Raw genomic sequence first — 22,207 nt, 5'->3', positions numbered from 1 at the left:
CACCCTGGACGAGGAGGAACGCCGCGTGCGGGGCGCCGTAGAAGTCCAGGCTCTCCGCGTCGTGGGCCGCGCATCCTGGCCGCCGCCGCCCGGCTGTTCGTGGCCCGGGGCATCAACGCGACCGGCATGGAGCAGGTCGCGGAGGAGGCGCCGGTCTCCAAGCGGACGCTGTACGCCCACTTCCGCACCAAGAACGAGCTGGTGATCGCCCACCTCCAGGGCCTCGCCCGGTCGGGGGCGACGCTGGAGGGCGTCCTGGCCCGGGAGGACGTCCCCGCGCGCGAGCGGCTCCGCCGGCTGTTCGAGCAGCCGGCGCGGGACGCGGCCCCGGTGCGCGGATGCCCGTTCATCGACGCCGCCGCGGAGTTCCCCGACCCGGAGAGCGCGGTGCACTCCTACGCCCGGGAGCAGAAGCTGCGCATGGTGGACCTGATCGCCGCCCTGCCGGCGGAGCTGGGCTGCCGCGAACCCCTCGCCCTCGCCGAACAACTGGCCACCCTCGCGGACGGGGCGGCCGGCCGCGCCATGGTGCTGGACGACCCGGACTACGGCCGGCACGCGCGGGCGGCGGCGGACATCCTCCTCGACCACGCCCTGCCGGGGGACGGCCGGGTCTGACCTGGAAGGCGCCCGGGGGATGGGCGCCCCTCGGCCCAATTCATGCAAGCACGCTTGATTGTTTTCCGGGTCGCTGCCATGCTCTCGCCCACGCCCGCACAGTGGAGCCGGCCGCCGCGCGAGACCGGCCGTCGCGCTGCCCGCACGACCCCCGCACCACCCCGTACGCCGCCGCGCCCGAGGGGAGTGTCCCGTGTCCGACCCGACGCCCGTGATCGACGATCTGCGCGAGGAGAGCGAGGAGCTCGACGCGCTGGTCGGCCGGCTGCGGCCCGAGCAGTGGGCGCTCCCCACCCCCGCCCCGGGGTGGACCGTCGCCCACCAGATCGCGCACCTGACCTGGACCGATCGCGGCGCCCTGGTGGCCGTGACCGACCCGGACGGCTTCCGCGCCCTGGTGGAGAAGGCCCTCGCCGCACCCACCGGCTTCGTCGACGACGGCGCGGAGGAGGGCGCCGTGCTGCCGCCCGCCGCCCTCCTCGACCGCTGGCGCCGGGGCCGTACCGCGCTCGCCGCGGCGCTCCGGGCCGCCCCGCCCGGCACGCGGTTCCCCTGGTACGGGCCGCCCATGGCCGCCGCGTCCATGGCGACGGCCCGCCTGATGGAGACCTGGGCCCACGGCCTCGACATCGCCGACGCGCTCGGCGCGCGGCCCGAGCCCACCGGCCGGCTCCGGCACATCGCCCGGCTCGGCGTCCGCACCCGCGACCACGCCTTCCGCACCCGCGGCCTCACCCCGCCCGCCGAGGAGTTCCGCGTCGAACTCACCGGCCCGCACGGCGAGCTGTGGGCGTTCGGACCCGAGGACGCGCCGCAGCGCGTGACCGGCCCCGGCGCCGACTTCTGCCTGCTGGTCACCCGCCGCGCCCACCGCGCCGACCTCGCCCTGCGCGCGGACGGGGCGGACGCCGGCCGCTGGCTGGACATCGCCCAGGCCTTCGCCGGACCGCCCGGACCGGGCCGCCGCCCGAAGGGGGAGGACGCCCGGTGACCCCGCTGCGGATCGGCAACGCCTCCGGCTTCTACGGCGACCGCTTCGACGCCCTGCGCGAGATGCTGACCGGCGGCCCGCTGGACGTCCTCACCGGGGACTACCTCGCCGAACTGACCATGCTCATCCTGGGCCGGGACCGGCTGAAGGACCCCGGCGCCGGATACGCCCGTACCTTCCTGCGGCAGCTGGAGGAGTGCCTCGGCCTCGCCCACGAGCGGGGCGTCAGGATCGTCACCAACGCCGGCGGGCTCAACCCGGCCGGACTCGCCGCCGCCGTACGCGAACTGGCCGGCCGGCTCGGCGTCCCGGTCCGGGTCGCGCACGTCGAGGGTGACGACCTCAAGGCCCGGTACCCCGACACCCTCGCCGCCCACGCCTACCTCGGCGGGGCCGGGATCGCCGCGTGCCTGCGGGCGGGCGCGGACATCGTGGTCACCGGGCGGGTGACGGACGCCGCGCTGGTCACCGGGCCGGCAGCCGCCCACTTCGGCTGGGCACCGGACGCCTACGACCGGCTCGCCGGCGCGGTCGTCGCCGGGCACGTGCTGGAGTGCGGGGCGCAGGCCACCGGCGGGAACTACGCCTTCTTCCGGGACGGCGACGTACGGCACCCCGGCTTCCCGCTCGCCGAACTCCACGCCGACGGCACCTGCGTCATCACCAAGCACGACGGCACCGGCGGTTTCGTCGACACCGGCACGGTCACCGCCCAGCTCCTGTACGAGACCGGCGGCGCCCGGTACGCCGGGCCGGACGTCACCGCCCGGCTGGACACCGTCACCCTCACCCAGGACGGCCCCGACCGGGTCAGGATCGACGGCGTGCGCGGCGAGGCCCCGCCGCCCACCCTCAAGGTCGGCCTCAACCGCCTCGGCGGCTTCCGCAACGAGGTCGTCCTCGTCCTCACCGGCCTCGACATCGAGGCCAAGGCCGCCCTGGTCCGCGAGCAACTGGCCCCGGCGGTGGGCAAGGTCGCCGACGCCCGCTGGGAACTGGTCCGCACCGACCGGCCCGACGCCCCCACCGAGGAGACGGCCAGCGCCCTGCTGCGGCTCGTCGTCCGGGACGCCGACCAGCGGGCGGTCGGCCGCGAACTGACCGGTGCCGCCGTCGGGCTCGCCCTCGCCGGCTACCCCGGCTTCCACCTGCTCGCGCCCCCGGGCAAGGGCGCCCCCTACGGGATCTTCGAGGCCGCGTACGTCCCCCACGACGTCGTGGACCATACGGCGGTCCTCCCCGACGGCCGCCGCGTCCCCGTGCCGCCGCCCCCGGACACCGCCGCCCTCACCGCCGTACCGGAACCGCCCCTGCCCGACCCGCTGCCGCCGGGGCCGGTGCGGCGCGCGCCGCTCGGGCTCGTCGCCGGGGCCCGCAGCGGCGACAAGGGCGGCGACGCCAACGTGGGCGTGTGGGCGCGCACCGGGGACGCCTGGCGCTGGCTGGCGCACGCGCTGACCGCCGACCGGTTCCGGGAGCTGATCCCCGAGAGCCGCCCGCTGCGCGTCACCCGGCACGTGCTGCCGAACCTGCGCGCCCTGAACTTCACCGTCGAGGGCCTCCTCGGCGAGGGCGTCGCCGCGCAGGCCCGTTTCGACCCGCAGGCCAAGGCGCTCGGCGAATGGCTGCGCGCCCGCCACCTGGACATACCGGAGGTACTCCTGTGACGGTCCTGTCCTCCGCCCTCGACCCGGACGAACCCGGCCACCGCGCGAACCGCGAGGCGATGCTCGCCAGGCTCGCCGCGCTGGACACCGAGCACGCCAAGGCCCTCGCGGGCGGCGGCGCGAAGTACGTCGAACGGCACCGGGGGCGCGGCAAGCTCCTCGCCCGTGAGCGCGTCGAACTGCTCCTCGACCCGGACACGCCCTTCCTGGAACTGTCCCCGCTGGCCGCCTGGGGGAGCGAGTACGCCGTCGGCGCCTCCCTCGTCACCGGCATCGGCACGGTCGAGGGCGTGGAGTGCCTGATCACCGCCAACGACCCGACCGTGCGCGGCGGCGCGTCCAACCCCTGGTCGCTGAAGAAGGCCCTGCGCGCCAACGACATCGCCCTCGCCAACCGGCTCCCCTGCGTCAGCCTGGTCGAGTCGGGCGGCGCCGACCTGCCGTCCCAGAAGGAGATCTTCATCCCGGGCGGCGCGATCTTCCGCGACCTCACCCGGCTGTCGGCGGCCGGCATCCCCACGGTCGCCGTCGTCTTCGGCAACTCCACGGCCGGCGGCGCGTACGTCCCCGGCATGTCCGACCACGTGATCATGGTCAAGGAGCGGGCGAAGGTGTTCCTCGGCGGGCCGCCGCTGGTGAAGATGGCCACCGGCGAGGAGAGCGACGACGAGTCCCTCGGCGGCGCCGGGATGCACGCCCGGGTCTCCGGCCTCGCCGACCACTTCGCCGTGGACGAGCCCGACGCCCTGCGCCAGGCCCGCCGGGTCGTCGCCCGCCTCAACCACCGCAAGGCGCACCCCGATCCGGGACCGGCCGAGCCACCGAAGTACGACCCGGAGGACCTGCTCGGCATCGTCCCCGAGGACCTGAGGACGCCCTTCGACCCGCGCGAGGTCATCGCCCGGATCGTCGACGCCTCCGACTTCGACGAGTTCAAGCCGCTGTACGGCACCAGCCTCACCACCGGCTGGGCCACCCTGCACGGCTATCCCCTCGGCATCCTTGCCAACGCCCGGGGCGTCCTCTTCTCCGAGGAGTCGCATAAGGCCGCCCAGTTCATCCAGCTCGCCAACCAGCGCGACATCCCGCTGCTCTTCCTGCACAACACCACCGGCTACATGGTCGGCAAGGAGTACGAGCAGGGCGGCATCATCAAACACGGCGCGATGATGATCAACGCGGTCTCCAACTCCCGCGTCCCGCACCTCTCCGTCCTCCTCGGCGCCTCCTATGGCGCCGGCCACTACGGCATGTGCGGCCGCGCCTACGACCCCCGTTTCCTCTTCGCCTGGCCGAGCGCCAAGTCCGCCGTCATGGGCCCGCAGCAGCTCGCCGGGGTGCTGTCCATCGTCGCCCGGCAGTCGGCGACGGCGAAGGGACAGCCGTACGACGACGAGGCGGACGCCGCGCTGCGCGCCATGGTGGAGCAGCAGATCGAGTCCGAGTCCCTGCCGATGTTCCTGTCCGGGCGGCTGTACGACGACGGCGTCATCGACCCGCGCGACACCCGCACCGTCCTCGGCCTCTGCCTGTCCGCCGTGCACACCGCCCCCTACGAGGGCGCGCGCGGCGGCTTCGGCGTCTTCCGGATGTGAGGGGATCACCGTGATCAGCACCGTCCTCGTCGCCAACCGGGGCGAGATCGCCTGCCGGATCTTCCGCACCTGCCGCGCGCAGGGCATCCGCACGGTCGCCGTCCACTCCGACGCCGACGCCACCGCCCTGCACACCCGCCTGGCCGACGCGGCGGTACGGCTGCCCGGCTCGGCGTCCACCGACACCTACCTGCGCGGCGACCTGATCGTGGAGGCCGCCCTCGCCGCCGGCGCCGACGCCGTCCACCCCGGTTACGGCTTCCTCTCCGAGAACGCCGCCTTCGCCCGCGCCGTCACCGACGCCGGCCTGACCTGGATCGGGCCGCCGCCGGAGGCGATCGAGGCGATGGCGTCCAAGACCCGCGCCAAGAAACTCATGGGCGCCGAACCCCTCCACGAGGTCACCGAGGCCGACCTGCCGGTCCTGGTGAAGGCGGCGGCCGGCGGCGGCGGACGCGGCATGCGGATCGTGCGCCGCCTCGCCGACCTCGACGCCGAACTGGCCGCCGCCCGCGCGGAGGCCGCGAGCGCCTTCGGCGACGGCGAGGTCTTCGTCGAGCCGTACGTCGAGCACGGCCGCCACGTCGAGGTGCAGCTCCTCGCCGACACCCACGGCACGGTGTGGACGCTCGGCACCCGCGACTGCTCCCTCCAGCGCCGCCACCAGAAGGTGATCGAGGAGGCCCCGGCGCCGGGCCTCACCGACACCCTGACCCGCGAGCTGTACGAGCGGTCGGTGCGCGCCGCGCGCGCCGTCGACTACACGGGCGCCGGCACCGTCGAGTTCCTCGTGGCCCCCGACGGCACGGCGCACTTCCTGGAGATGAACACCCGCCTCCAGGTCGAACACCCGGTCACGGAGGCCGTCTTCGGCGTCGACCTGGTCGCCCTCCAGCTCCGCGTCGCCGAGGGCCACCCCCTCGGCCCCACCCCGCCCGACCCGCACGGGCACGCCGTCGAGGCCCGCCTGTACGCCGAGGACCCGGCCGCCGGCTGGGCCCCGCAGACCGGCCGCCTGCACCGCCTCGCCGTCCCGGACGGCATCCGTCTGGACACCGGGTACACCGACGGCGACGACATCGGCGTCCACTACGACCCGATGCTGGCCAAGCTCGTCGCCCACGCCCCGACCCGCGCCGAGGCCGTCCGCCGCCTCGCCGGCGCCCTGGAACGCGCGGCCGTCCACGGGCCCGTCACCAACCGCGACCTCCTCCTGCGCTCCCTGCGCCACGAGGAGTTCACCTCCGCCCGCGTGGACACCGGCTTCTACGACCGTCACCTGCCCGCGCTCACCACCCCCGCCCCCGACCCCCTCGCCCCGCTGGCCGCCGCCCTCGCCGACGCGGCCGGCCGCTCCCGCTTCGGCGGTGCCTGGCGCAACGTGCCCTCCGGCCCGCAGGTCAAGCGGTACGCGCTGCCCGGCGGCGAGGAGACCGAGGTCCGCTACCACCACACCCGCACCGGCCCGCGCGCCGACGGCGTCCACGTGGTGCACACCGCCCCCGGCCTCGTCGTCCTGGAGACGGACGGCGTCCGCCGCCGCTACGAGGTGGCGTCCTACGGCGACGAGATCCACGTCGGCACCACCCGCCTCACCGCCCTGCCCCGCTTCCCCGACCCCGTCCCCCAGCACGCCCCCGGCTCCCTCCTGGCCCCCATGCCCGGCACGGTCGTCCGCGTGGCGGAGGGCCTGACGGAGGGAGCCCGGGTGACGGCGGGCCAGCCCCTGCTCTGGCTGGAGGCCATGAAGATGGAACACCGGATCACCGCCCCGGCCACCGGCACACTGACCTCGCTGCACGCCGTGACGGGACAGCAGGTGACGGTGGGCTCTCTCCTGGCGGTGGTGACAGGTAGTCAGGGGCGCGAGGAACCGCGCGCCGTCAGGGGCGCGAGGAACCGCGCGCCAAGCCACGACGAAGGAGCCGTCACATGATCACCACGGAGACCCCCGAACACACCGCCCTCCGGCAGGCCGTAGCGGCCCTGGGCAACCGACACGGCCGCGACCACGACCGCGAGGCGCTCTGGCGCGAAGCCGGCAAACTCGGCTACCTGGGCGTCAACCTCCCCGAACAGTACGGAGGCGGCGGCCGCGGAATAACAGAACTCTCCATCGTCCTCGAAGAACTCGGCGCGGCCGGCTGCCCCCTGCTCATGCTGGTCGTCTCCCCGGCGATCTGCGGCACGGTGATCGCCCGCTTCGGCACGGAGGAACAGAAACGCCGCTGGCTGCCCGGCCTCGCCGACGGCACCCGCACCATGGCCTTCGGCATCACCGAACCCGACGCCGGTTCCAACAGCCACCGCATCACCACCACCGCCCGCCGCGACGGCACCGACTGGCTCCTCACCGGCCGCAAGGTCTTCATCAGCGGCGTCGACATAGCCGACGCCACCCTCGTCGTCGGTCGCACCGAGGACGCCCGAACCGGCAGGCTCAAGCCCTGCCTCTTCATCGTCCCCAGGGACGCCCCCGGCTTCGAGCGCCGCCGGATCGACATGGAACTGCACGCCGAGGAGAAGCAGTTCGAGCTGACCCTCGACGACGTACGCCTTCCCGCCGGGGCCCTGGTCGGCGACGAGGACGCCGGCCTCCTCCAGCTCTTCGCCGGCCTCAACCCCGAACGCGTCATGACCGCCGCCTTCGGCATCGGCATGGGCCGCTACGCCCTCGCCCGCGCCGTCGAGTACGCCCGCGAACGCACCGTCTGGAAGACGCCCATCGGCGCCCACCAGGCCATCGCCCACCCCCTCGCGCAGGCCCACATCGACCTCGAACTGGCCCGCCTGATGATGCGCGAGGCGGCCCGCCTGTACGACGCCGGGGACGACGCCGGCGCAGGGGAGGCCGCCAACATGGCCAAGTACGCGGCCGGCGAGGCCTGTGTCAGGGCCGTCGACCAGGCCGTGCACACCCTCGGCGGCAACGGCCTGACCCGCGAGTTCGGCCTGGCCTCCCTGATCACCGCCGCCCGGGTGTCCCGGATCGCCCCGGTCAGCCGGGAGATGATCCTCAACTACGTCTCCCACCAGACCCTCGGCCTTCCCAAGTCGTACTGACGCCCTGGAGGAACCGTGTTCCGCAGCGAGTACGCAGACGTCCCACCGGTCGACCTCCCCATCCACGAGGCCGTCCTCGCCCGGGCCGCCGAGTTCGGCGACACCCCGGCCCTGATCGACGGCACCGACGGCACCACCCTCAGCTACACGCAGGTCGACCGCTTCCACCGCCGGGTCGCCGCCGCGTTCGCCGAGGCCGGTGTCCGCAAGGGCGACGTCGTCGCCCTGCACAGCCCCAACACCGTCGCCTTCCCGATCGCCTTCTACGCCGCCACCCGCGCCGGCGCCTCGGTCACCACCGCGCACCCGCTGGCCACGGAGGAGGAGTTCGCCAAGCAGCTCGCGGACTGCTCGGCCCGCTGGATCGTCACCGTCTCCCCGTTCCTCGACACCGCCCGCCGGGCGGCCGGGCGGGCGGGCGGCCACGTACGGGAGATCTTCGTCTGCGACAGCGCGCCCGGCCACCGCTCCCTCGCCGACCTGCTCGCCTGCACCGCCCCCGAGCCGGCCGTCCCGATCGACCCGGCCGAGGACGTCGCCGCCCTCCCGTACTCCTCGGGCACCACCGGCACCCCCAAGGGCGTGATGCTCACCCACCGCCAGATCGCCACCAACCTGGCCCAGCTCCACCCCGCCGTACCGGCCGGCCCCGGCGACCGCGTCCTGGCGGTCCTGCCCTTCTTCCACATCTACGGTCTGACCGCCCTCATGAACGCCCCGCTCCGCCTCGGCGCCACGGTCGTCGTCCTGCCCCGCTTCGACCTCGAACAGTTCCTCGCCGCCGTTCAGACCCACCGCGTCACCGACCTCTACGTCGCCCCGCCGATCGTCCTCGCCCTCGCCAAGCACCCCCTGGTCGCCGACTACGACCTCTCCTCCCTCCAGCGTGTGATCAGCGCCGCCGCCCCACTGGACGCGGGCCTGGCCGCCGCCTGCTCCCGCCGGCTCGGCCTGCCGCCCGTGGGACAGGCGTACGGCATGACCGAACTCTCGCCGGGCACCCACGTCGTCCCCCGCGACGCGATGGCCGACGCCCCGCCCGGCACGGTCGGCAAGCTCATCGCCGGCACCGAGATGCGCATCGTCTCCCTGGACGACCCCGGCACCGACCTCGGCCCCGGCGCCCCGGGCGAGATCCTCATCCGCGGCCCCCAGGTGATGAAGGGCTACCTGGGCCGCCCCGACGCCACCGCCGCGATGATCGACGCCGAAGGGTGGCTGCACACCGGGGACGTCGGTCATGTCGACCGGCACGGCTGGCTGTTCGTCGTCGACCGGGTCAAGGAGCTGATCAAGTACAAGGGCTTCCAGGTCGCCCCCGCCGAACTGGAGGCCCTCCTCCTCACCCACCCGGGCATCGCCGACGCGGCCGTCACCGGCACGTACGACGACGACGGCGATGAGGTCCCGCACGCCCACGTCGTCCGCGGCCCGGACGCGCCCGGCCTGACCGGGAGCGAGGTCATGAGGTACGTCGCCGAGCGCGTCACCCCCCACAAGCGCGTCCGCCGGGTCACCTTCATCGACGGCGTCCCCCGGGCCGCCTCCGGCAAGATCCTCCGCCGGGAACTGCGGGAGCGCGCATGAGCGCCGTCACCACCGCCCACGACCGGGGCGTCACCACCCTCGCCCTGGACTCCCCGGGCAACCGCAACGCCCTCTCCGCCGCCCTGGTCCGCGACCTCGCCGCCGCCCTGGCGGACTGCGGCGCGGACCCCGCCGTACGCGCCGTCGTCCTCACCCACACCGGCACCACCTTCAGCGCCGGCGCGGACCTGAGGCAGCCACCGGACCCGGCCGCGTTCACCGCGCTGCTGCGGCAGGTCGTGGAGCTGCCCAAGCCGGTCGTGGCCCGGATCACCGGCCATGTCCGGGCCGGCGGCCTCGGCCTCGCCGGCGCCTGTGACATCGCGGTGGGCGGCCCGGGCGCCTCCTTCGCCTTCACCGAGGTGCGGATCGGGGTGGCGCCCGCGGTGATCACGATGCCGCTGCTGCCCCGCCTCGACCCCCGGGCCGCCGCCCGCTACTGCCTCACCGGCGAACGCTTCGACGCCGCCGAGGCCGCCCGCATCGGCCTGCTGACCGCGGCGGGCGACGACGTGGACGCCGTCCTCGCACCGGTCCTCGACGGGCTGCGCCGGGCCTCCCCGCAGGCCCTGGCGGAGACGAAACGGCTGCTCACGGCTATCGTGCTGGAAACCTTCGACCGGGACGCCGACGCGCTGACCGCGCTGTCGGCACGGCTGTTCGCCTCCGCCGACGCCGGTGAGGGGATGACGGCCTTCCTCGAACGACGGGATCCCGCATGGGTGCTGTGACCGCGACCGGCGCCGACCGCGCCCCCAAGCAGGACCGCAGCCGGGCCACCCGGCAGCGGCTGCTGGCCGCCGCCGTGGCCTGCCTCGCCGAACACGGCTGGGCGGGCTCCACCGTCTCCGTGGTCGCCCTGCGCGCCGGGGTCTCCCGGGGCGCCGCCCAGCACCACTTCCCCACCCGCGAGGACCTGTTCACCGCAGCCGTCGAGTACGTCGCCGAGGAACGCTCCCTCGCCCTGCGCGCCCTCTTCCCCGAGGGCGCCGGCGACCGGCGTGCCGTGGTCGCCGCCCTCGTCGACCTCTACACCGGCCCCCTCTTCCGGGCCGCCCTGCACCTGTGGGTCGCCGCCTCCGACGAGGAGCAACTGCGCGGCCGGGTCACCGAACTGGAGGCCCGGGTCGGCCGCGAGACCCACCGCATCGCCGTCGCCCTCCTCGCCGCCGACGAGTCCCGCCCCGGCGTCCGCGAGACCGTGCAGGGCCTGCTCGACATGGCCCGCGGCCTGGGCCTGGCCAACCTGCTCACCGACGACACCCCCCGCCGGGAGCGGGTCGTCGCCCAGTGGGGGGCGCTGCTGGACGCGGCGCTCGGCGACCCCGCGGACCCCGTCAGGGACTGAGCCGCTCCACCCGCCAGCCGCCGGCGCCGTCCGCCGTGTACCGCAGCCGGTCGTGCAGCCGGTTCTCCCGGCCCTGCCAGAACTCCACCGACTCCGGCACCACCCGGAAACCGCCCCAGTGCGGCGGCACCGGCACCTGCTCGCCCTCGGGATGGCGGGCCGCCAGTTCGGCGTAGGCGGTGTCGAGGTCCGCGCGGGAGCCCACCACCGAGGACTGGGTACTGGCCCACGCCCCGAGCTGCGAGCCGTGCGGCCGGGTACGGAAGTACGCGGCCGTCTCGTCCCGCCCGGTGCGGGCCGCCGTCCCCGTGACGATCACCTGGCGGGCCATCGGATGCCAGGGGAACAGCAGCGCCACATGGGGATTGGCGGCGAGGTCGCGGGCCTTGCGGGAGCCGTAGTTGGTGTAGAAGACGAAGCCCCGCCCGTCGAAGTGCTTCAGCAGCACGGTACGGGAGCTGGGCCGGCCCTCGGCGTCGGCGGTCGAGACCACCATGGCGTTCGGCTCGAAGAGGCCGCCGTCCGTCGCCGCCTGCTGGAACCAGCGGGCGAACTGCTCGACGGGGGTGGCGGCCAGCTCGGACTCGGAGAGCCCCTCCGCCCGGTACTGCTTGCGCATCGAGGCGAGATCGAAGGGGACGGCGTCTGCGTCGGTCACGCGGCCATCCTGCCGCATCCCGCACCTCCGTACGGTGTCCTTCGTCACGCCGTGGCACCCAGTGCCGCAGCCCCTCCCCGCGGGTGGCACTCAGGGATATCGTGCCGCGTACGGGCAGCACCGGGAGGGGCACCGGGGCGCCAAGACCATGACCACCATCACGATCACGAGGAGCCGCCTGATGTCCGACTTCGTACCCGGGCTAGAGGGAGTCGTCGCGTTCGAGACGGAGATCGCCGAACCCGACAAGGAGGGCGGCGCGCTCCGCTACCGCGGCGTCGACATCGAGGACCTGGTCGGGCACGTCTCCTTCGGCAACGTCTGGGGGCTGCTCGTCGACGGTGCCTTCAACCCCGGGCTGCCGCCCGCCGAGCCGTTCCCCATCCCGGTCCACTCCGGTGACATCCGCGTCGACGTCCAGTCGGCCCTCGCCATGCTGGCGCCGGTCTGGGGCCTGAAACCCCTCCTCGACATCGACGCCGGACAGGCCCGCGCCGACCTCGCCCGCGCCGCCGTCATGGCCCTGTCCTACGTCGCCCAGTCGGCCCGCGGCCAGGGGCTGCCGATGGTCCCGCAGCGCGAGATCGACAAGGCGGAGACGGTCGTCGAACGCTTCATGATCCGCTGGCGCGGCGAGCCCGACCCCAAGCACGTCAAGGCCGTCGACGCCTACTGGACCTCCGCCGCCGAGCACGGCATGAACGCCTCCACCTTCACCGCCCGCGTCATCGCCTCCACCGGCGCCGACGTCGCCGCCGCCCTCTCCGGGGCCGTCGGCGCCATGTCCGGCCCGCTGCACGGCGGCGCCCCCTCCCGCGTCCTCGGCATGATCGAGGAGATCGAGCGCACCGGCGACGCCGAGGCGTACGTCAAGCGGGCCCTGGACCGGGGTGAACGCCTGATGGGCTTCGGCCACCGCGTCTACCGCGCCGAGGACCCCCGCGCCCGCGTCCTGCGCCGCACCGCCCGTGAACTGGGCGCCCCCCGTTTCGAGGTCGCCGAGGCCCTGGAGAAGGCGGCCCTCGCGGAACTCCACGCCCGCCGGCCGGACCGGGTGCTCGCCACCAACGTCGAGTTCTGGGCGGCCATCGTCCTGGACTTCGCCGAGGTCCCGGCGCACATGTTCACGTCGATGTTCACCTGCGCCCGCACGGCCGGCTGGTCCGCGCACATCCTGGAGCAGAAGCGCACCGGCCGCCTGGTCCGCCCCTCCGCCCGCTACACGGGCCCCGGCTCCCGCGACCCCCGCGAGATCGAGGGCTACGCGTCCCTGTAGGCCCGTGGGTCCGTGGGCCACGGGACCCGCACACGCAGACGACCCGCGAGTCTGGTTCCTCCGGGGAGGAGCCGGCCGGACGTACCGGCGACTCGCGGGTCGGGTGACTGCTCGGGATTGGGCCGGCTGCGCGCCTCTGTCACGCGCTGGTCCGGCACCGCACTCGGTGTGGTGACGGGCCGCTAGCCCGCAGCCACCTCACGCGTCCGGTTTCCATACATCTGCCGAACCACCTCCCTTCTCGTGTGCACCACACCTTAGGAAGCGGCCGGCGGGCGCTCAACTCTTTTTTTCCGGGGCGCCGGGAATCGGTGTCCGCCGTACAACGATTCCCGCGAATATTGCGGGAACCAGGTGTGCCGTCAGTCACGTTCGAGTTGAATGAAGGGGAACAGGGGAACCGACGAGCCGTACGGCGGACGCAGCCTGCAGGGGGTTCAGGTGAGTGCTTCGCGGCGCAGTGGGGCGACCGACGAACGGGGCGCCGACGGGCCGGAGCAGCCCGACCGGGAGGGCGCGGACCTGCTCGCCGCCCTGCTGGACGGGATGGACGCGGCCCTGTGCGCGTTCGACGCGGACGGGGTCGTCACCCACTGGAACCGGGAGGCCGAGCGCATCCTCGGCTGGACGGCCGCCGAGGCGGTGGGCCGCAAGGGGTTCGCCGGCTGGGCGGTGCGCAGCGCGGACGCCGAGGAGATCGAGGGCCGGCTGCTGGCGGCGATGCGCGCGCCGGGCCGGCAGGTGCACGAGTTCGCGCTGCTGACCAAGGACGGCGGCCGGGTGCTGGTCCGTACCCAGTCCGCGGCCGTGCGCGGCCCGGACGGCGAGCCGGCCGGGCTGTACTGCGCGTTCAGCGAGGTGCACACCCAGATCGACCTGGAGCGCTCGATCGCCCTGAGCGAGTCCCTGTTCGAGGAGGCCAGCTGGGGCGTGGTGCTGGTCGACGCCGATCTCCGGCCGGCCGTCGTCAACGCGCACGCCGCGCGGGCGCTGGGCACCGGGCGCACCTCCGTCCTGGGCCGGCCCCTGGGCGACCTGCTCTCCCAGGGCGTGGAGGAGCTGGAGAGCGCGCTGACCCACGTTCTCGCGGAGGGCGCCCCGCGCGCCCCCGCCGACATCTGGGTGAGCGTGCGCACCCCCGACGGCGAGCGGCGCCGCTGCTGGAGCAGCGGGTTCCTGCGGCTGGCCTCCCCGCTGGCGGAGGAGCCGGTGCCGCTGGGCGTCGGCTGGCTCTTCCTCGACGTCACCGAGGCCCGGCAGGCCGAGCAGGAGGCGTCGCAGCTGAGGTTCCGCTCCCAGCAGCTGCACCGGGCGGCGCGGGCGGCCGCCGAGTGCGAGGACCCGGCGGAGGCGGCCACCGTCCAGCTCGACTTCGCGCTGGCCGGGTTCGCCGACCACGCGCTGATCGACCGGGTGGCGGGCGGCCCGGTCGGCGACCCGGACGGCACCGAGGACGCCGCCCCCGTGCGGCTGGTCCGGCTGGCGGCCACGCCCTCCGGCGCGCCGGGGCCGAGCCTGCGCTCCGGCGTGGCCGGGCTGCCGGTCCGCTACGACCAGGGGCATCCGGCGGTGCAGTGCGTGGAGCGGGCCGGGTCGGTGCGGGCGAGCGCCGGGACCATGGCGGCCGACCGGGCGCGGGCCTGGGCGCGGGCCCGGCAGTGGCCGGACGACACGGTGCACGGGCTCTGCGCGGCCCTGCGCAGCCGGGGGCGCACCCTCGGCGTCGTCACGTTCCTGCGGGGCGCCGGCCGGAGCGCGTTCGAGCGGGCGGACGCGGCGCACGCGGAGGACGTCGCCCTGCGGATAGCGGCGGCCCTGGACCTGGCCGACGCGGCGGGGGAGTGAGGGCCGGGGCGCGGACGCCGCTCAGCGGCGGTAGAAGATCCGGTCGCCGTACTGCTCCAGGACCCGGCGGTTCCACTCGTGGCCGCCGTCCACGTTGCCGGAGCGCAGCAGCGGCGGTTCGGTGCCCCGGTCGGCGAGGACCGCGGCGGTCGTGGCCAGCACGGCCTGGAGGAGGGCGGCGGTGACGACCGTGGAGGCGGGGGCGAAGGGCGCGGGCACGGTGTCCAGGGTGAGTTCCGCGTCCCCGACCGCGATCTTCGAGTCCAGTACGAGGTCGCAGTGGTCCTTCAGGAACGTGCCCGAGCCGTGCCGCGACCGGGTCCCGGTGGCGTAGGCGACCGAGGTCACGCCGATCACCCGGACCCCGCGGGCGCGGGCGGTCAGGGCCATCTCCACGGGCAGCGCGTTGCGCCCCGACAGGGAGACGATCACCAGGGCGTCGCCCGCGCGCAGCGGCGAGGAGTCCAGCACGGCGGTGGCCAGGCCGTCCACGCGCTCCAGGGCGGAGCCGAGGGTGGCGGGCATCACGTCGACGCCGACCACACCGGGCACGGTGAGCAGGTTCATCAGGGCGAGGCCGCCCGCCCGGTAGACGACGTCCTGCGCGGCGAGCGAGGAGTGGCCCGCGCCGAACGCGAACAGCCGGCCGCCCTCCTCGACGGTGTCCGCGAGCAGCGTGCCGGCCGCCTCGACGGCCGCCTCCTCCTCGTCGCGGACGCGGTGCAGCAGGTCGATCGCCGCGTCGAGGAACTGGCCGGCCGGCTTGCGGTCGCTCATGCGGAGCCCCTTCGCTGTCGCTGAGTTGTCGCTGAGTTGTCGCTGAGTTGTCGCTGAGGTGTCGCTGGGTCGTGCGCGGGGTGGCGCGCCCGCGCGCTGTGCCGCGCCTCACGGTGCGGTCCGGACCAGCGCGGTGTCAACACGGCGGCGGGTCCGGCGGCGAGGGACCAGGCGGTACCCTCGGACACCCCACCCGGCCCTTCTCCTCGGCGCGGCACGGTTGTCGGCGGTATGCGTCAGAATTGACGGCAGGGCCAGCGCACGCGCCGGAGCGCCGTCGAGCCTCCGGGAAGATCTCATCAAGGGGCATGTATGTCCGGACTGATCGACACCACGGAGATGTATCTCCGCACCATCCTCGAGCTGGAGGAGGAAGGTGTGGTCCCCATGCGCGCCCGGATCGCGGAGCGGCTCGACCAGAGCGGTCCGACGGTCAGCCAGACGGTGGCGCGGATGGAGCGCGACGGCCTGGTGTCCGTCGCCAGCGACCGGCACCTGGAGCTGACCGACGAGGGCCGTCGGCTGGCCACGCGCGTGATGCGCAAGCACCGGCTCGCGGAGTGCCTCCTCGTCGACGTGATCGGTCTGGAGTGGGAGCAGGTGCACGCCGAGGCGTGCCGCTGGGAGCACGTGATGAGCGAGGCGGTGGAGCGCCGCGTCCTGGAGCTGCTGCGCCACCCCACCGAGTCGCCGTACGGCAACCCCATCCCCGGCCTGGAGGAGCTGGGCGAGACCGACACCGCCGACCCGTTCCTCGACACCGGCCTGGTCGCGCTCTCCGAGCTGGACCCGGGCGCCGAGGGCAAGTCGGTCATCGTGCGCCGCATCGGCGAGCCGATCCAGACGGACGCGCAGCTGATGTACACGCTGCGCCGGGCGGGCGTGCAGCCCGGCTCGGTGGTGAGCGTGACGGAGTCCGCGGGCGGGGTGCTGGTGGGCAGCGGGGGAGAGGCGGCCGAGCTGGAGGCGGACGTCGCCTCCCACGTGTTCGTCGCCAAGCGCTGACCCCGGCCGGCCCCTGGCGGTGTTGCGCCGCCGTTTCCGTCCCGTCGCCTGCCTGATTCCATCCGCCCGAAGGGCAGCGTCCGCCCGGTTCGCGTGCGAGGCTGTCCCGCGTGAGGCATATGACGACGGCCCGGTGCCGCGTCGGGGGTGGAGCGGGGGAGGCGGACGCGGTGGCCGTCCGGCCCCTTCCGGAGAGGGGGAGGCAGTGCCGCGCGGACGACAGAGGGCCCCGGCGCCGTGCGGCGCCGGGGCCTGCCCTCCCCTGTGCTGACCCGGAGCCCCGAGCTCTCAGGGTCATCCCCTCGGACCGTTTTCCCCGAGCGGCCCGCCTCCTGCTGAAGATCTCCCCTCGACGGCGGCGGCCAATCCCCGGCGGGTGTCACTCGAACGAGGGGTATTCCCCGGCAGGACGGTTTTTTCGAATGAGTATTCGATAATCTTCGCTACTCTGCGGTGACAGGGAGTACCACCAGCACGGCAGGCAGTTCAGGTCCAGATCAGGTCCGAGCGGATCTTGGGGGTGCCAGGACCATGGCGCGGCGTATCGACGTGACCGGGGCGGGCGGCGTACGCCTCGCGGCCTGGGAGTTCGGCGACCCTCCCAAGACCGGGGACCAGGGGTCCGCCGGGCCCGGTGGACCGGGGGACCCGGACGGGGCGGGGCGGCCGGGGGTCCTGCTGCTGCACGGCCTGATGGGCCGCGCCTCGCACTGGGCGGCCACCGCGCGCTGGCTCTCCGGCCGGCACCGCGCCGTCGCCCTCGACCAGCGCGGTCACGGCCGCAGCGAGAAGCCGCCGGAGGACGCCCACACCCGCGAGGCGTACATCGAGGACGTCGGGGCCGCGCTGGACCGGCTCGGCCTCGCCCCGGCCGTCCTCATCGGCCACGGCATGGGCGCGCTGACCGCCTGGCAGTTCGCCGCGCGCCACCCCGAGCTGGTCCGCGGCCTGGTCGTCTGCGACATGCGGGCGTCCGCGCTCGGCGGCGCCTCCCAGCAGGACTGGGCCGAGTGGTTCCGGTCCTGGCCGGTGCCGTTCGCCACGCTCGCCGACGTCCGCAAGTGGTTCGGCGAGGACGACCCCTGGGTGGAGCGGCCGAACCCGGCCCGCGGCGCCTTCTACGCCGAGGTGATGGCGGAGGCCGCGGACGGCTGGCGCCCGGTCTTCGACCCGGAGCAGATGCTCGGCGCCCGCGCCACCTGGGTGCGGGACGCCCACTGGGACGAGCTGGCCCAGGTGCGCTGCCCCACCCTGGTCGTCCGCGGCCTGGACGGCGAGCTGGGCCGCGCCGAGGCCCAGGAGATGGTCCGGGTCCTGCCGCGGGGCCGGTACGCGGAGGTCCCCGACGCCGGCCACCTGGTCCACTACGACCAGCCGGAGGTCTGGCGCGCGGTGGTCGAGCCCTTCCTCGACGGTCTCCCCGAAGCCTGACGACGCCCCGTCCGGAAGGAGCGCCTCCGGGTCGCGCGGCAGCGCCCCGGAGGGGTCCGCTGCCTCAGGGGCGCGGGGCTGTGTCGATAGGCGGCTCCGCCGCGTGGGCGCGACCCGTCACCGGCGATCCGCACCCGCCCCCCGGCAGAACCTCGTAGACACGTGGGCGCAGACGCTACCGAGTCCTCCCGCACGCATAGGCCACCGCCGGGATCAACTCCTCCACGTCCGGCAGCCACCGGTTGGCCGGCGTCGGCCGGCGGGCCCACTGCACCGCCCCCCGCACCCCGTACCGCGTGGGCGGCGCCGCCACCCACTCCCCTTCCCCCAGCACCGCCAGGTCCAGCGACACCGGCGACCACCCCAGCCGCCGCACCAGCTCCGGCACCTTCGCCGCGGCCCCCGGCAGGACGAAGAACCGCATCCGCCGGTCCGGCGCGGACGTCACCGGCCCCAGCGTCAGCCCCGTCCGCTCCATCCGGGCCAGCGCCAGGCACCCGGCCGTCTCCGGCACGTCGAGCGCGTCGAACGTACGCCCCGTGGGCAGCAGGATCGCGGCCCTCGGCTGCTTCTGCCACATCCGGCGGGCCACCGTCGCGCTGCCCGTCGCCTGGCTCGCCCAGTCGGCACGCGCCGGGTGCGCGCCGGGGAGGGCGCACGCGGGGTCCTCGCAGGAGCAGCGCTGCTCCCCGCCGACCGCTTCCAGCCAGGTGCCGGGGACCACGTCCCAGTGCCGCTCCTCGGCGTAGCGAACGGCGGTCTCCAGCAGCGACGCGCCGCGCTGCCGGGGAATCTGTGCGGTCTCGGTGCCCGGGATCGTCTCTTCCACGTGGAACTCAACTCCCGTGCCCACCCCGGGTTACGGCCGGTGCGCGCGCGGGAGGGGAGCACCGGTCCCGGGGCCGGGCGCATGGGTGCATGTCCGGGGGCGCGCGAGAGGAACCGCGGCGGGAGCCGGGTAACCAGGCAGGGGGACACGGCGAGCGTGCCGTTATCCGGCAAACCTCGCAAGCCTCGCATTGTCCGCATGCCAGTGGGGCATTGATCTTCACGGCCGGTTTCTTTCGGCAGAAGACACGTCAACTCGGTGCACGGGCAGGCACCCGAGCCATGAAGCAGGGGGTACGCCATGGCCGCAAGGCCTCTCGTCGCGCGGCAGCCGAACGAACGGCTGCAGGCGCTCATCCAGGAAGCGGGCTGCTCCAACGCGGGGCTCGCCCGCCGGGTCAACATGTGCGGCGCCGAGCACGGTCTCGACCTGCGGTACGACAAGACGTCGGTGGCGCGCTGGCTGCGCGGACAGCAGCCGCGGGGCCGGGCGCCGGCGATCATCGCGGAGGCGCTGGGCCGCAAGCTCGGCCGGACGGTCACGATCGACGAGATCGGCATGGCCAACGGCAAGAACCTCGCGTCCGGCGTCGGCCTCCAGTTCTCCCCGACGGTCCTGGGCGCCATCGAGCAGGTCTGCGAGCTGTGGCGCAGCGACGTGGGCCGGCGGGACTTCCTGTCCGGCTCCTCGGTCGCGGCGTCCGCGCTGGTCGAGCCGAGCCGGGACTGGCTGATCTCCGCGCCCGACGCGCAGGTCTCGCGCGCCGCAGGGCCCCGGGTCGGCCAGTCCGACGTGGCGGCGGTGCGGGCGATGACCCAGGCCCTGGTCGACCTGGACCACCAGTACGGCAGCGGGCACGTCCGGCCGGTCGTCGTGCACTACCTCAACAGCGTGGTCTCCGGGCTGCTCGCCGGGTCCTACCGGGAGGCGGTCGGCCGGGACCTGTTCGGGGCCGTCGCCCGGCTGACCGAACTGGCCGGGTACATGGCCGTCGACACCGGCCAGCCCGGACTCGCCCAGCGGTACTACATCCAGGCGCTGCGCCTCGCGCAGGCGGCCGGCGACCGCGGCTACGGCGGTTACGTGCTCGCCGCGTCCATGAGCCACCTCGCCGCGCAGCTCGGAAATCCCCGGGAGATCGCGCAGTTGGCGCGCGCGGCGCAGGAGGGCGCACGGGGGCGCGTCACCCCGCGCGCGGAGTCGATGTTCCACGCCGCCGAGGCCCGCGGGCACGCCCTGCTCGGCGATGTGCGGGCGGCCCAGGAGGCCGCCGGGCGGGCGACGGCCGCGCTGGAGGCGGCGGACGCGGACGCCGGGGACGACCCGGAGTGGATCGCCCACTTCGACGGGGCCTACCTGGCCGACGAGTTGGCGCACTGCCACCGCGACCTCGGGCAGCCGGAGGCGGCGGCGCGGTACGCCGAGGAGTCCCTGGCCGGGCACCCGCCGACCCGGGCCCGCCGCCGGGCGATCGGCTACGTGCTGCTGGCCAGCGCCCAGGTGCAGCGCCGCGAGATCGAGGAGGCGTGCAGCACGGGCATGAAGGCGGTGGAACTCCTCGGCACCCTGCGCTCCAACCGGGGCGCCGAGTACCTGGAGGACCTCCAGCAGCGCCTGGAGCCGTACCGCGAGGAGTCGGTGGTACGGGAGTTCGGCGCCCGCGTCGACCTCCAGGCGGCTGCCTGACCGACGCCCCGGCGGACCTGGCCGGCGACCCGGGCGGATGGGGACATCCGCCCGGGCCGCGGGTGAACACCCGGGAAAGCAGGGGGAGGTGGGGGAGCGGAAAAGTCAACGGGACGCTGTGGCCCGGTTCTGTTACCGCCGTCACAGGGGAAAAGGTCAGGTCCCGTGCGGCGTGGCAGCGGGTTCGGGGGACCCGGTAGCGTGAGCCGACGATTCCGAAGGTCCCCCATGCGTAGGAGCCCCGGTGACACAGAGTGGACAGGGCGAGGAGCCCTCGGCGCGCCCGGCGCGCGAAGGCATCGTGCTGCCCTCCGACGGCGGCGAGCCCCTGTTGCCGGGCATGACGGGCGCGACCGCCGGTCCGCCGTCCGGCCCGCCCGCCCCGCCCCCCGCCGCCCCCGCCGGCGGCCAGTCCTGGAACGAGGCGTGGGGGCCCGGCGGCCCGCAGCCGGGCCCCGACGTCCCCTGGGACACCCCCGGACAGCACCCGCGGCAGCCCGCCCCCGACGCCTGGTCCCCGGCCCCGGCCGGTCCGGGCCCGCTGCCCCCGGAGGGCGCCCGGCCCCCGGCGTACGGCGGTCAGCCGCAGCCCTACGGCGGCCAGGACCCTGCGTACGGCGGTCAGCCGCAGCCCTACGGCGGTCAGCCCCCGGCGTACGGCGCCCAGCAGCCCCCGTACCCCCAGCAGGGCGGTGCGGCGCCGCTGCCGCCCGCGCAGGAGCAGGCCACCCAGTACCTGCCGCCCGTGCCGGCTCCGGCCGACGAGGGCGCGACGCAGTACCTCCCGCACATACCCCCCGCGCCCGCCGACGAGGGCGCCACCCAGTACCTGCCGCCGGTCGCGCCCGGCGCGCTGCCGCCCGAGCAGCCCCCGCCGCACCAGTCCGAGGAGACCCGCTCGCTCGGCGTGGTCAAGCCCGGCGGCCCGCGGGGCGCCGGCCCCGTGCCGACCCCCGCCGCGCACCCCGACGCGCAGGCCACGCAGTACATCCCGCCCGTGCCCGGCGGCGCGGAGCGCCAGCCGCCCGCCGAGTTCGACAACCTCTTCCGCGGCGCCCCGGCCGGTGACGGCCCGGCCGGCTCCACCCAGCAGATGCCGATGCCCGGCACCCCCCAGCCCCCCGGCCCCGGCGCCCCCTACGGATACGCCCCGCAGGACCCGGGCGGCGGCGGGCGGCGCGGCGGCGGGGGCCGGCGCACCGGTTCCCGGCTGCCGCTGCTGGCGGCCGTCGGCGTCGGCATCGCCGTCGTCGGGATCGGCGCCGGCGCGCTGCTGGCCGGCGGGGACGGCGACGACGAGGCGAAGAAGCAGCCCGTCTCCGCCACCGCCCCGGCCACCGAGGGCTCCGCCTCCGCGTCGCCCTCCGCCGACCCGGCCCGGGAGCAGGCCGTCGCGCTGGACGCGCTGCTCGCCGACAGCGGCGACAGCCGGCAGTCGGTGATCGACGCCGTGGCCTCCGTGAAGTCCTGCGACAACCTCGGCCAGGCGGCCCAGAGCCTGCGCGACGCGGCGAAGCAGCGCACCGAACTGGTCACCCGGCTCTCCCGGCTCTCCGTGGACCGGCTGCCGGACAACGCCGCGCTCACCGCCGCCCTCACCAAGGCGTGGCAGGCGTCGGCGTCCGCCGACAACCACTACGCGGCCTGGGCGGACCAGGCGGCCGGCAAGAAGGGCTGCAAGAAGGGCCAGGCCCGCACCACCGCGCAGACCCAGGCCGGCAACAAGGAGAGCGGCGTCGCCAGCACCGAGAAGGCCAGGGCCGCCGAGCTGTGGAACGTGATCGCCAAGAAGTGGGGCCTGACCGAACGGACCCCGGTCCAGCTGTGACCG

General features: G+C 75.1%; 18 protein-coding genes. 15 read left to right on the top strand and 3 right to left on the bottom strand.

Annotated elements, in window-relative coordinates:
* The first annotated feature begins 126 nt into the window (after positions 1–126).
* From Sdagh_RS19090 to Sdagh_RS19050, 9 genes are all read left to right on the top strand, one after another.
* Positions 127–618 (top strand): TetR/AcrR family transcriptional regulator, encoded by a 492-nt coding sequence (locus Sdagh_RS19090; RefSeq protein WP_229879733.1) that lies wholly within the window; start codon positions 127–129, stop codon positions 616–618.
* A 193-nt stretch (positions 619–811) separates the two neighbouring features.
* Positions 812–1,609: a TIGR03084 family metal-binding protein gene (locus tag Sdagh_RS19085; protein WP_190008954.1), complete on the top strand. Its 798-nt coding sequence runs from the start codon at positions 812–814 to the stop codon at positions 1,607–1,609.
* Complete coding sequence (locus Sdagh_RS19080; RefSeq protein WP_190008956.1) at positions 1,606–3,276, top strand: acyclic terpene utilization AtuA family protein; 1,671 nt, start codon at positions 1,606–1,608, stop codon at positions 3,274–3,276. Before Sdagh_RS19085 ends, Sdagh_RS19080 begins: the two co-directional genes overlap by 4 nt.
* Complete coding sequence (locus Sdagh_RS19075; RefSeq protein ID WP_190076636.1) at positions 3,273–4,871, top strand: acyl-CoA carboxylase subunit beta; 1,599 nt, start codon at positions 3,273–3,275, stop codon at positions 4,869–4,871. The genes Sdagh_RS19080 and Sdagh_RS19075 overlap by 4 nt, the downstream gene beginning before the upstream one ends.
* 10 nt (positions 4,872–4,881) lie before the next feature.
* Positions 4,882–6,807, top strand: coding sequence for an acetyl/propionyl/methylcrotonyl-CoA carboxylase subunit alpha (locus Sdagh_RS19070; protein ID WP_190076635.1), 1,926 nt, complete (start codon positions 4,882–4,884; stop codon positions 6,805–6,807).
* Complete coding sequence (locus tag Sdagh_RS19065; protein ID WP_189414503.1) at positions 6,804–7,934, top strand: acyl-CoA dehydrogenase family protein; 1,131 nt, start codon at positions 6,804–6,806, stop codon at positions 7,932–7,934. The genes Sdagh_RS19070 and Sdagh_RS19065 overlap by 4 nt, the downstream gene beginning before the upstream one ends.
* Positions 7,935–7,949: 15 nt before the next feature.
* The gene (locus tag Sdagh_RS19060) at positions 7,950–9,521 is read left to right on the top strand and encodes a 4-coumarate--CoA ligase family protein (RefSeq protein ID WP_190076634.1); all 1,572 of its coding nucleotides are present in this window, start codon (positions 7,950–7,952) and stop codon (positions 9,519–9,521) included.
* Positions 9,518–10,252, top strand: a complete 735-nt coding sequence (locus tag Sdagh_RS19055; RefSeq protein ID WP_190076633.1) for an enoyl-CoA hydratase family protein — start codon at positions 9,518–9,520, stop codon at positions 10,250–10,252. The genes Sdagh_RS19060 and Sdagh_RS19055 overlap by 4 nt, the downstream gene beginning before the upstream one ends.
* Entirely contained in the window at positions 10,240–10,869 is a 630-nt protein-coding gene (locus Sdagh_RS19050; RefSeq protein ID WP_189414506.1) for a TetR/AcrR family transcriptional regulator, read from the top strand. The genes Sdagh_RS19055 and Sdagh_RS19050 overlap by 13 nt, the downstream gene beginning before the upstream one ends.
* Here the strand turns inward: Sdagh_RS19050 and pdxH are convergent.
* Positions 10,859–11,545 (bottom strand): pyridoxamine 5'-phosphate oxidase, encoded by a 687-nt coding sequence (gene pdxH, locus Sdagh_RS19045; protein ID WP_190008964.1) that lies wholly within the window; start codon positions 11,543–11,545, stop codon positions 10,859–10,861. The genes Sdagh_RS19050 and pdxH overlap by 11 nt on opposite strands.
* Positions 11,546–11,708: 163 nt before the next feature.
* Between pdxH and Sdagh_RS19040 the strand changes: the two genes are divergently transcribed.
* Together Sdagh_RS19040 and Sdagh_RS19035 are read left to right on the top strand one after the other, a co-directional pair.
* Positions 11,709–12,803, top strand: coding sequence for a citrate synthase 2 (locus tag Sdagh_RS19040; RefSeq protein ID WP_189414508.1), 1,095 nt, complete (start codon positions 11,709–11,711; stop codon positions 12,801–12,803).
* A gap of 441 nt (positions 12,804–13,244) precedes the next feature.
* Positions 13,245–14,648 carry a PAS domain-containing protein gene (locus Sdagh_RS19035; protein WP_370594897.1) on the top strand — a complete coding sequence of 468 codons (1,404 nt, stop codon included), beginning with the start codon at positions 13,245–13,247 and terminating at the stop codon, positions 14,646–14,648.
* A gap of 21 nt (positions 14,649–14,669) precedes the next feature.
* Here Sdagh_RS19035 and Sdagh_RS19030 read toward each other — a convergent pair whose 3' ends face one another.
* Positions 14,670–15,425 carry an SIS domain-containing protein gene (locus tag Sdagh_RS19030; RefSeq protein ID WP_189414510.1) on the bottom strand — a complete coding sequence of 252 codons (756 nt, stop codon included), beginning with the start codon at positions 15,423–15,425 and terminating at the stop codon, positions 14,670–14,672.
* Positions 15,426–15,737: 312 nt separating this feature from the next.
* On the opposite strand from Sdagh_RS19030, the gene Sdagh_RS19025 reads away from it, so the two are divergent.
* Positions 15,738–16,430 (top strand): iron-dependent transcriptional repressor DtxR, encoded by a 693-nt coding sequence (locus Sdagh_RS19025; RefSeq protein WP_189414511.1) that lies wholly within the window; start codon positions 15,738–15,740, stop codon positions 16,428–16,430.
* A gap of 531 nt (positions 16,431–16,961) precedes the next feature.
* A complete protein-coding gene (locus Sdagh_RS19020; protein ID WP_190076632.1) occupies positions 16,962–17,861 on the top strand; it encodes an alpha/beta fold hydrolase in 900 nt (299 codons plus the stop codon).
* Between the two features lie 175 nt (positions 17,862–18,036).
* Here the strand turns inward: Sdagh_RS19020 and Sdagh_RS19015 are convergent, their stop codons facing one another.
* Positions 18,037–18,690 (bottom strand): bifunctional DNA primase/polymerase, encoded by a 654-nt coding sequence (locus tag Sdagh_RS19015; RefSeq protein ID WP_190076631.1) that lies wholly within the window; start codon positions 18,688–18,690, stop codon positions 18,037–18,039.
* Positions 18,691–18,990: 300 nt separating this feature from the next.
* Between Sdagh_RS19015 and Sdagh_RS19010 the strand changes: the two genes are divergently transcribed.
* Positions 18,991–20,376, top strand: coding sequence for an NsdA family TPR-like regulatory protein (locus Sdagh_RS19010; RefSeq protein ID WP_189414514.1), 1,386 nt, complete (start codon positions 18,991–18,993; stop codon positions 20,374–20,376).
* Positions 20,377–20,620: 244 nt separating this feature from the next.
* A complete protein-coding gene (locus Sdagh_RS19005) occupies positions 20,621–22,204 on the top strand; it encodes a hypothetical protein (protein ID WP_226535433.1) in 1,584 nt (527 codons plus the stop codon).
* The last annotated feature ends 3 nt before the right edge of the window (positions 22,205–22,207 follow it).

Origin of the sequence: Streptomyces daghestanicus (genome assembly GCF_020521275.1) — a bacterium.
GTDB classification, from domain to species: domain Bacteria; phylum Actinomycetota; class Actinomycetes; order Streptomycetales; family Streptomycetaceae; genus Streptomyces; species Streptomyces griseoviridis.
This window is presented reverse-complemented; position numbering and strand designations above follow the sequence as displayed.